Origin of the sequence: Geodermatophilus nigrescens, assembly GCF_900129495.1 — a bacterium.
In the GTDB taxonomy this organism is placed as follows: Bacteria; Actinomycetota; Actinomycetes; order Mycobacteriales; family Geodermatophilaceae; genus Geodermatophilus; species Geodermatophilus nigrescens.
The window spans coordinates 47,481-57,447 of the sequence record NZ_FQVX01000007.1 but is presented as its reverse complement, the minus strand read 5'-3'; the positions used below and the strand labels follow the sequence as shown (position 1 = coordinate 57,447).

Annotated in this window: 10 protein-coding genes; 4 read left to right on the top strand and 6 right to left on the bottom strand. The window is 77.3% G+C overall.

The annotated features are described in order from the left end of the window. The coding region (locus BUE37_RS22510) for a hypothetical protein (RefSeq protein WP_073422692.1) at positions 1–379 on the top strand (379 nt) is incomplete at its 5' end. Positions 380–596: 217 nt separating this feature from the next. Continuing rightward, positions 597–1,193: a GDSL-type esterase/lipase family protein gene (locus BUE37_RS22505; protein WP_073422691.1), complete on the top strand. Its 597-nt coding sequence runs from the start codon at positions 597–599 to the stop codon at positions 1,191–1,193. 13 nt (positions 1,194–1,206) lie between these two features. Here BUE37_RS22505 and BUE37_RS22500 read toward each other — a convergent pair whose 3' ends face one another. Both BUE37_RS22500 and BUE37_RS22495 read right to left on the bottom strand, forming a co-directional pair. Beyond that, positions 1,207–1,665, bottom strand: coding sequence for an ATP-binding protein (locus BUE37_RS22500; RefSeq protein WP_073422690.1), 459 nt, complete (start codon positions 1,663–1,665; stop codon positions 1,207–1,209). 101 nt (positions 1,666–1,766) lie between these two features. Then, positions 1,767–3,407, bottom strand: a complete 1,641-nt coding sequence (locus BUE37_RS22495; protein ID WP_083629030.1) for a GAF domain-containing SpoIIE family protein phosphatase — start codon at positions 3,405–3,407, stop codon at positions 1,767–1,769. A gap of 179 nt (positions 3,408–3,586) precedes the next feature. Between BUE37_RS22495 and BUE37_RS22490 the strand changes: the two genes are divergently transcribed. Then, entirely contained in the window at positions 3,587–5,359 is a 1,773-nt protein-coding gene (locus BUE37_RS22490; RefSeq protein ID WP_073422689.1) for a SpoIIE family protein phosphatase, read from the top strand. A gap of 44 nt (positions 5,360–5,403) precedes the next feature. Here the strand turns inward: BUE37_RS22490 and BUE37_RS22485 are convergent, their stop codons facing one another. From BUE37_RS22485 to BUE37_RS22470, 4 genes are all read right to left on the bottom strand, one after another. Further along, the gene (locus BUE37_RS22485; RefSeq protein ID WP_073422688.1) at positions 5,404–6,318 is read right to left on the bottom strand and encodes an alpha/beta hydrolase; all 915 of its coding nucleotides are present in this window, start codon (positions 6,316–6,318) and stop codon (positions 5,404–5,406) included. Between the two features lie 17 nt (positions 6,319–6,335). Continuing rightward, a complete protein-coding gene (locus tag BUE37_RS22480) occupies positions 6,336–7,100 on the bottom strand; it encodes a ZIP family metal transporter (RefSeq protein WP_073422687.1) in 765 nt (254 codons plus the stop codon). 116 nt (positions 7,101–7,216) lie between these two features. Next, positions 7,217–8,404, bottom strand: a complete 1,188-nt coding sequence (locus BUE37_RS22475) for an ATP-binding protein (protein WP_073422703.1) — start codon at positions 8,402–8,404, stop codon at positions 7,217–7,219. A gap of 69 nt (positions 8,405–8,473) precedes the next feature. Then, positions 8,474–9,430, bottom strand: a complete 957-nt coding sequence (locus BUE37_RS22470; protein WP_073422686.1) for a chemotaxis protein CheB — start codon at positions 9,428–9,430, stop codon at positions 8,474–8,476. Between the two features lie 159 nt (positions 9,431–9,589). Between BUE37_RS22470 and BUE37_RS22465 the strand changes: the two genes are divergently transcribed. Further along, entirely contained in the window at positions 9,590–9,958 is a 369-nt protein-coding gene (locus tag BUE37_RS22465; protein ID WP_083629036.1) for a phage holin family protein, read from the top strand. Positions 9,959–9,967: the final 9 nt, after the last annotated feature.

Below are 9,967 nucleotides of genomic sequence, written 5' to 3'. Positions count from 1 at the left end.
CGAGAAGGACCCGGTCTCGGTCGCCGTCTACGTCAGCCCGACGATGGCCGTCAACGCCCTCTGCGTCATGGACCTGCCGCTCGCGGCGTGGACCGGCGGCGCGCTGGCCCTGCTCCCGCCCGGCGGCGTCCAGGACGTCGTCGAGGAGGACGGCGAGCTCACCGCGATGCTCACCGAGGCCCTGCACGAGGTCGTCAACGTCCTGTCGGCGCTGTTCAACGTGCCCGGCGCGCCGCACTCGAAGCTCTACTCGTCGTACGCCCCGGGCGACGACCTGCCGGGTGACATCGCCGGCATGCTCGCCGCCTTCAACCGGCTCGACCTCGCCGTCGAGGTCCCCGGCTACGGCAAGGGACGCCTCTCCCTGGTGATCCCGTAACCACGTCGTCCTACCGGACGACACCGCGGCCAGGAGCCGTCCCCGTCTGACGCGGAGCACCACCGTCGCGTCCGGCGGGGACCCTCCGGGCCCGCCACCGGCCACGACACCGTGACCGGTCGACATCGAGACTGCCCCGGGGCGGCGCAGGGACTCCCGTCCCCGCCGCCCCGGGCGCACTCGGACCCGCCGTCCGCCCGGACGGCACACTCCCCCCGTGACCCGGGACCTGCGCCTCTGCCTCGTCGGGGACTCCTTCACCGCCGGCGTCGGGGACGAGACCGGCGCCGGGTGGGTCGGGCCCGTGCTCGCCGCGCTGCGGGCCGACGGCACCGACGTCACCGGCTACCCGCTCGGGATCCGCCGCGAGACCTCCCTCGACATCGCCCGCCGGTGGTACCCCGAGGTCCGCGCCCGGCTCCGCGACGGCACCGACCACCGCGTCGTGTTCTCCCTCGGCGCCAACGACGTCTCCGCGCCCGCCGGGCGCCGCCGCGTCCCGCAGGAGCGCACGCTCGAGGTGGTCGCCGGCATGCTCGACGAGGCGCACGCCGCCGGCTGGCCCGCCTTCGTCACCGGACCGCCGCCCGGCGCCGACGCCGGCTGGACCGACCGGGCGCTGGCCCTGTCGGCCGCCATGGCGGAGGTGGCCGCCTCCCGCGCGGTCCCGTTCGCCGACCTCGCCGGCCCGCTCGCCGGCGACCCCGCCTGGGCGGAGGCCGTGCGCGCCGGCGACGGCGTGCACCCCGACGCGCGCGGCTACCGGCTGCTCACCGACGTCGTCCTGCCCCCGCTGCGCGCCTGGCTGACCTGACCGGCCGGCGTGGTCAGGCGGTGCTGACCGCGTGCTCCTCCATCGACGTCGGCAGGCACGCCCACACGTGCTTGCAGCCGTCGTCGACGTACCAGCCGTGGGCCACCGACAGCCGCGCCACGAGGTAGAGGCCCAGGCCGCCCTTCGCGGGGTCCCGGCCGACCGCGGGCGCCGGCATGGTGTCCGGGTCGCGGTCGCTGACGTCGAGCAGCCAGCCGCCGGTGCCGGCCACCACGGTGGCGACGACGGGCGACAGGCCGTGCCGCAGCGCGTTGGACGCCAGCTCGTCGAACGCCAGGACCAACCGGTCCGACGCCGCGTCCTCCGGGTCGCGCGGGAAGCCGAGCGAGCCCAGGTGGTCGCGCAGGCCGGCGCGCGCAGCCGGGAGCTCGGCGATGTCGCCCAGGTCCCAGCGCCACAGCTCACCGCGCCCGTCGGGCAGCGGTCGCAGGGGCCAGCTCGCTCGCGCCATGTCCTCTCTCCGCCGTCGTCCCGTTCTCGGACGGTCCCGGGGGTGCCCAGCCGGTGCGCTGCCCAACCGTTCCCGCCCCCGTGGTGTGAGGCGTCTCCCCCTCAGACGGGCGGCCGCACGGTGAACGCCACCACGGCGACGTCGTCCTGCGGGGTGCCCTCCAGCAGCCGGGCCAGCAGCTCGTCGCACAGCTGCGGCAGCGGCGCGCCGGCCAGCTCGGCCAGCGCCGCGTGCAGCCGCTCGGTGCCCTCGTCGAGGGTGCTGCCCCGCCGCTCGACCAGCCCGTCGGTGTGCAGCAGCACCGTCGTCCCGGGGGCCAGCGCCACCACGTCCTCCCGGCGCTCGGCCTCCGGGTCGACGCCGAGCAGCAGGTCGGCCTCCTCGTGCGCGAGCGCCTCGACCCGGCCGCCGGGCCACAGCAGGACCGGCGGCGGGTGCCCGGCGTTGGCCCACCGCAGCCGGGTGCCGCCGCGCTCCAGCCGGGCGACGGCGGCCGTGGCCAGCGTCCCGGCGTGCATGGTCGCCATCGCCTCGTCCAGGCCCCGCAGGACCTCGGCCGGGCCACCGCGGCTGGAGTGCGCGATGCCGCGGACCAGCCCGCGCAGCTGCCCCATCGCCGCGGCCGCCGCGGTGTCGTGCCCGACGACGTCGCCGATGACCACGACGGCGTCGCCGTCGGGGTGCCGGAACGCGTCGTACCAGTCGCCGCCCACGCGCGCGGCCTCCGCGGCCGGCACGTAGCGCACCACCACCTCGACGCCGGGGAAGTCCGGCGGGTCGGTGAGCAGGCTGCGCTGCAGCGCCTCGGCGAGCTGGATCTGGCGGCTCTGCCGGCCCACCCGGTCGATCGCGCGGCCGGCCTGCACGGCGACGGCGCGGGCGGTGGCGAGGTCCTCGGCCGACACCTGCCGGCCGGCGTCGAGGTAGAGCGACAGGACGCCGACGGTGCGCGACTCGGCCGGCAGCGGCAGCACCACCACCGACTCCGCCCGCAGCGCCCGCAGCATCTCCCGCGTGCCGTCGTCGGACATCAGCGCCAGGACGTCGGTCACGGCGGAGGACACCGGCTCGCCGGTGCGCAGCGCCCGCCCGACCGGCGACGACGGCGGCAGCGTGTCCAGCCGCACCCTGGCGTAGCGGGCGAGCAGGTCGCGGCGGTCGGGGTCGGCGTGCCAGGACCCGACGTCGCGGGCGCGGCCGTCCCGGTCGACGACGGTGACCACGCAGCCGTCGGTGAGGACCGGCACGACCAGCCGGGCGAGCCGGCCGAGGGCGGAGACGCCGTCGAGGGCGCCCGACAACTCCGCGGCCACCCGCACCAGCAGCGTGGCGCGGGCGGCCGACCGGTCGGCGCGCTCCTGCACCGTGCGGCGGCGGGAGACGTCGGAGACGGTGAGCGCCAGCCCCTCCTCGGCCCGGGCGGCGCGCACCTCGTACCAGCCGCCGGCCGCCTGCACCGTGACCGGCTCCCCGGTGTCGGCGGCCTCGGCGCCGGCGGAGGCGAGCGCCCGCCCGGCGGTCCCCGGCACCTCGGCGAGCACCTGTCCCAGCAGCAGGGGCGACAGCGCGCCGAGCAGGCGCTCGGCGGCGGCGTTGAGCCAGGTGAGCCGGCCCGCGGGGTCCAGCGCGAGGACGGCGGCCGGCAGCCGGTCGACCAGCGCCGCGAGCGCGGCCGGGTCGCCCGGGGTGCGCCGGGTGAGCGGGACGGTGGGGAACGGCCCCGCGACGGGTTGGTCGGCCATCGCCCCTGGACCTCCCGGTGCCCTCCGGGGCGCTGCTGGCTCCCGCGGCCTCGACGGCGATCATGGCCCCCGCCGGGCGCTCCTGCCAACGGTCCGGCGCGCGCGCCGCCTCATCAGGAGGGGGCGGGCCGGTACGGCAACCGAGACCGGGCCGCCCCGATGGGGCAGCATGTGTCCCCATGACCCCGGACGGCGCGGCCCCGCCGCCCGGCGACCTGCTCGTGCAGGCCGTCGAGGGCATGGACCGGCCGCTGTTCGTCCTCGACGGCGACTGGCGGTTCAGCTACGTCAACCCGGCCGGTGCCGCCGTCCTCGAGCGCACCGTCGCGGACCTCGTCGGGCACGCCATCTGGCAGGAGTTCCCCGAGGCCGTCGGCGGGCCGTTCGAGGAGCTGTACCGCCGGGTGCGCGCGACCGGCGTGGCCGGCGGCACCGAGGCCTTCTTCGCGCCGCTGGACCGGTGGTTCCGCGCCGACGCCTTCCTCACCCCCGCCGGCCTGGTGGTCACCTACGACGACGTCACGATGCGCCGGCGCACCGAGGAGGAGCGCGCGGCGGCGGTCGCGGCCCGCGAGCGGGCGGCCGCGGAGGCCGCCGCGTCCGCGGTGCTGGCCGCGACCTCGGCGCGGTACCTCGCCCTGCTCGGCGACATCAGCCAGGCGATGACCTCCACCACCGACGTCGACGAGGCGGTCGCCCGCTTCGCGTCCACCGTCGTCCCGGTGCTGGCCGACTGGTGCCTGGTGAGCGTGGTCGACCCCGACGGCACCCGCCGCGACGTCGGCCGCGCGCACAGCGACCCGGCGATGGTCGGGGCGATGCACCGCTACGCCGACCTGCGGGTGCGCACCAACCGGCCCAATGCGCCCGTGCCGACGGCGCTGTCGCAGGGCCGCCCGGTGGTCATCCCGCACCTCACGCCGGAGGACGTCGTCGCGATGACGGCCGACGAGGAGAGCCGGGCCGCGCTGGCGCCGCTGCGCCCCTCCGCCGTCGCCACCTTCCCGCTGCTCGCCCGCGGCGAGCTGTTCGGGGCGTTCACGCTGGTCAACGGGCCCGAGCGCGGGCCGCACACCGAGGCCGAGCTGCGCACCGCCGACATCGCCTCCCGCCGCGCCGCCCTCGCCCTCGACAACGCCCGGCTGGCCACCGCCGCGCAGCAGGTGGCCGAGCGGATGCAGCACAGCCTGCTGTCCCCGCCGGTGCAGCCCGACCACCTCGAGCTCGCCGTCCGCTACCGCCCGGCCACCCGCGGGGTGGCGATCGGCGGCGACTGGTACGACGCCTTCCTGCAGCCCGACGGCGACACCGTGCTGGTGATCGGCGACGTCATGGGCCACGACATCGAGGCCGCCGCGGCCATGGGCCAGGTGAAGACGCTGGTCCGCGCGATCGCCTTCGACCGGCTCGAGGAGCCCGCGGGCGTGCTGCGCCGGGTCGACCACGCGATCGTCGGGCTCGACGTCCCCGCGATGGCCACCGCGCTGGTCTGCCGCGTGGAGCAGGACGCGGCCGAGCGGGACGCCGGGGTGCGCCGGCTGCGCTGGTCGTCGGCGGGGCACCCCGACCCGATGCTGCTGCTGCCCGACGGCACCGTGCAGGACCTCAGCGCCCCGGTGGGACCGCCGCTGGGCATCGGCTGGCGCGGGCCGCGGGCCGACGGCGAGGCGGTCGTCCCCGAGGGCGCCACGCTGCTGCTGTTCACCGACGGGCTCTTCGAGCGGCGCGGCGTCCCGCTGGACGAGGGCCGCGACCGGGTGCGGGCGCTGCTGGCCGACGGCGGCGACCGGCCGCTGGCCGAGCTGTGCGACGACCTGCTCACCGAGATGCTCGCCGACGGCGCCGAGGACGACGTCGCGGTGCTCGCGGTGCGCGCCCACCCGATGCGGGAGGAGCGCCCCGCGGAGGCCGGGCCCGAGGTGCTGCCCCCGGTGGTCGGGCGCCCGGCCTAGCCGACGGTCCGCCTAGCCGACGGTCCTCCTAGCCGCCGGTCCTCCTAGCCGACCGTCGCCGCCGCGGCCACCGCCGCGGCGATCTCGGCGACCCCCTCCTCGCTCCACAGGATCGAGTAGTGGTTGGTGCCGGGGACCTCCTGCGCGGCGATGCCGAGCCCGTCGAGGCCCATCCCGGCCAGCCGGGCGTCGTCGTAGAGGCCGGGCGTCTGGTCGAGCAGCCCGCGCGTGGCCCACAGCAGCGTGGCCGGCACCGGCAGCGCCCCGGTCGCCTCGAGCACCCGCTCGTTGAGCAGGACGTCGCCGCCGTCGACCCGGACCGCCTCGGGCACGCAGGCGCTGCGCAGCGGCGGCTCGCCGGGCGCGAGGTCGCGGGCGAGGTACGCGGCCACCGCGGGCTCGTCCACCCACGGGCCGACGGCGGGGTGCCCGGCCCAGAACGACCGGACGGCGGCCAGGTCGGGGAACGTGGTGCCGAGGCGGCCCAGCGACGGGCCGAGCAGCGCGGCGAGCTTCGCGTCGACGTCGGCCCCGGGCGGCTCGGGCAGCGCCAGCCCGCCGTCGACGAGCACCAGGCCGTGCACCCGGTCGCGGGCGGGGTCGGCGGCGGCCAGCGTGGCGACGAACGCGCCCATCGAGTGGCCGACGAGCACCGTGGCGTCGGCTCCGGCGTCGTCGTCGGCGCCGTAGCGGTCCAGCAGCGCGGCGACGTCGTCGGCGTGCCGCTGCAGGCCGTAGGGGCCGGGCAGGCCGGCGGAGCCGGCGCGGCCGCGCAGGTCGGGCGCGACCACCTCGAACTCCCCGGCGAGGGCGGCGGCCACCGGCGCCCAGACCATCGCGTTGGCGGTGATCCCGTGCACCAGCACGACGATGGGGGAGCCGGGGGCGTCGGCGGCCCAGTGCAGGGCGGAGAGCTCCCCGCCGTCGACCGGGACACGGACCTGCACGGGCTCGACCACGTCCCCACCCTGCCCGGTCACGCGCCGAGCCGCTCGATGCCGAAGGCGACGAGGAAGCCGACGGTGGTGATGACGCCGGTCCAGGTGCGCGTGCGCTCGAAGGCCTCCGGGATCATCGTGTCGGCGATCATGGTGAGGATGGCGCCGGCCGCGACGGCGGTGATGACGGCGACCACCTCGGGGGACGCGCTGCCCAGCGCGACGTAGCCGAGGGCCGCGGCCAGGCCGCTGACCACCGCGATCCCGCCCCAGACGCCGAAGACGTAGCCGGCCCGCCGCCCGCTGGCCTTCATCCCGGCCGCGCTGGACAGGCCCTCGGGCACGTTGGAGATGAAGACCGCGGCGAGCACCGACGGGCTGACCGCGCCGCCGCCGAGCAGCCCGAGGCCGAGCACGACCGACTCGGGGACGCCGTCGAGCAGCGCGCCGACCGCGATGGCCGCGCCGCTGCCGGACTGCTCGTCCTCCGAGGGCTGCTGCTCCCCGCCCGCGCCGGAGCGCTTCCGGTGGCGGGCGCCGCGCCGGGCCAGCAGCGCGTTGGCGCCGACGTAGGCCAGCGCGCCGCCGAGGAAGCCGACGGCGGTGGCGGTGAGCCCGCCGGTGTCGGCGGCCTCGGCCATGAGGTCGAAGGCGACGGCGGAGATGAGCACGCCCGAGCCGAACGCCATCACCGAGGCGATGACCGCCTGCGGGACCCGGACGAACCAGGCGACCAGCGCCCCCAGCACGAGGGCCGCGCCGCCCAGCAGCCCCCACAGTCCCGCCTCGACAGCTCCCGGCACGGGGGGGACGGTGCCCCCGGTTGCGCCGCCCAACCGTCCGCCGACGACGAGGCATGGGATCCGATCCCCACGTCTCGGCGCCCAGGACGTGGGGAGAGGATCCAATGCCTGGGGTCCTAGTCGGGGTGGCGGAGCAGGTAGCGGCCGAAGTGCGGCACCGTGAACGCGATCTGGCCGCGCTCGGCGGAGTAGACGAGGCCCTTCTTGATCAGCGAGTCGCGCGCCGGGGACAGCGACGCCGGCTTGCGGCCCAGCGCCGCGGCCACCTCCGACGTCGCCACCGGGGCGCCGGCCGGCCCGCCGAGCTCCGCCATCGCGTGCATGTACTCGCGCTCCGCGGGGGTGGCGCGGTCGTAGCGGGACCCGAAGAAACCGACGGCGAGCTCGGCCTCGGCCACCGGGGCGGCCATGGCGACGTCGGCCGCGGTGATCGGGGAGGCCGCCGCGACGTCCCAGGTGACCTTCCCGTAGGCCTGCACGAAGTACGGGTAGCCGTCGGCGGCGTCGTAGAGCGCGTCGAGGGCGGCCGGCTCGTAGCTGACCTCCTCGCGCTCGGCCGGCGCCAGCAGCGCGCGGTCGGCGGCGGGCCGGTCCAGGCGGTCGATGCGCAGGTAGCGGAACAGCCGCTCGGAGTAGCTCTTGGACGCCGACAGCACCGCGGGCAGGTGGGGGAGTCCCGCGCCCACGACGATCAGCGGCGCGCCCTGCTGCGACAGCTCGTGGCACGCCGCGCAGATGGCCGAGACGTCGGGAGCCTGCACGTCCTGCATCTCGTCGATGAACAGGGCGATGCCGCGGCCGACGTCGGCGGCCAGCCCCGCGGCGTCGCTGAGCAGCTCGACGAGGTCGATCTCCATGTCGCCGGAGTCGGCGCGGCCGCTGGTGGCCGGGACGTCGATGCCCGGCTGCCACCGGTCGCGCAGCTTCGCGTCGGCCGGCGTCTGCCGCTGCGCGAACGCCTTGAGGACGCCGAGCACGCTGTCCATCGACTCCTGGTCGGGGTGCCGGAGCTCGCGCAGCGCCATGTGCAGCGCCGAGGACACCGGCCGGCGCAGCGACTGGTCCGGCCGCGCCTCGATCTTCCCGGTGCCCCAGCCGCGGCCGATCGCCGCCGAGCGCAGCTGGTTGAGCAGCACGGTCTTGCCCACGCCGCGCAGCCCGGTGAGCACCAGCGAGCGCTCCGGCCGGCCGCGCGCGATCCGCTCCAGCACGACGTCGAAGGCCGACAGCTCGTCGTCGCGGCCGGCCAGCTCGGGCGGGCGCTGCCCGGCGCCGGGGGCGTAGGGGTTCCGCACGGGGTCCACGTCGAGCACCGTATGGCCGCGTCTAGCCCGGACCGTAGAGATCCGTAGAACGGCGTAGCGCGTGTCGCGTCAGGCGTCCCCGTCCAGCTCGGCGCGCAGGCGCTCAGCGCGGCGCTCGGCCCGCTCGGCGGCGCGCAGGTGCTCCTCCCCGGCGGGGCCACCGGCGAGCCCGGCCAGCCGGCGGTGCACGGAGGCCGTCTCCAGCAGCTTGGACGCGGCGTTGTACAGCGCGTCCTCGACCGCCTGGCCCTGGGCCTGGAGGAGGCTCTGCGCGGACCACGAGTGGCCGACGTGGCAGGTGAAGCCCACGGCGCCGTCGGCGGTGCTCTCGTACATGCCGCCCTGGCAGTCGGGGCAGCCGAGCGCGGCGGGCGCTCCGAGGTCGGTCGCGGACGTCGGGCCGCTGGACATGAGCGGGCTCCTCGGGTCGGGCGGGGGAGCGGCGCCGGGCGCCGGCGGCAGGGGTCGCCGGACCAGGTCGGCGACCAGGGGGCCCAGCTCGGCGGTGGGCACGGCACGGGCGCGGCGCACGGTGGTCAGCGCCGCCCGCGGCATGCCCGTCACCCGGGCCTCCGCGGGGTCCTGCACGAGCACGGTGCCGTCCTGTGCGGCGACGGCGGCCGAGCCGACGGCGCCGTCGTCGAGCGCGCCGGACAGCACGACGGCGACGACGCCGCCGGCGTGCGAGCGGGCGGCGCTGCGGAGCAGGACGTCGACGGCCGGACGCTGCCGGTTGACCCGGGGCCCGCGCGACAGGTGGACCCGCCCGTCGAGCACCGTCAGGTGCCGGTCGGGCGGGGCGACGACGACGCTCCCGGCGGTCAGCGCCTCGCCCTCGGTGGCGTGCCGGGCGGCCAGGGCCCCGCCGCGGGACAGCAGCTCGGGCAGCCGGCTCTCGCCGGTGGGGGAGAGGTGCAGCACGACGGCGACGGCGGCCGGGAGGTCACCCGGGAGCGCGGCGAGCAGCTGCCGCAGCGGCTGCAGGCCGCCGGCCGAGGCGCCCACGACCACGAGCCGGTCCACCACGCCGGACCACCTCCCGGGGACTGGTCCCCGTCCAGTGCCCGGATCGGGCCCGCCTACGCCTCTCGAGGTCCGTCTAGGGGGCTCTGCGGCCGACCCGAGAGAGCCCTAGACGGCGTCAGACGACAGGACCTCACAGGTCGCGCCGCTAGCGTGGCGGCCGTGATCAGGTTCGCGCTCAAGGTCGTCGTCATGGCCCTGGCCTTCTACGGCCTCACGCGGCTGCTGTCCGGCATCCAGATCGACGGCAACGAGGACGGGGCGCTGGGCATCAGCGGCACCTTCCTCTGGGTCGCACTCGTCTTCGCGGTCGTCAACGCGATCGTCGGACCGATCCTGCGGTTCCTCTCCTTCCCGGCGATCCTGCTGTCGCTGGGGCTGTTCCTGCTGGTCGTCAACGCCGCGCTGCTCGGCCTGACCGCGGCGCTGTCGGACCGGCTGTCGGTCGACGGCTTCGGCACCGCGGTGCTCGGCGGCCTCGTGCTCGCCGTCGTCGGCTGGGCCGCCGACCTGGTGCTCGACCGCCGCTGAGCCCGTCCC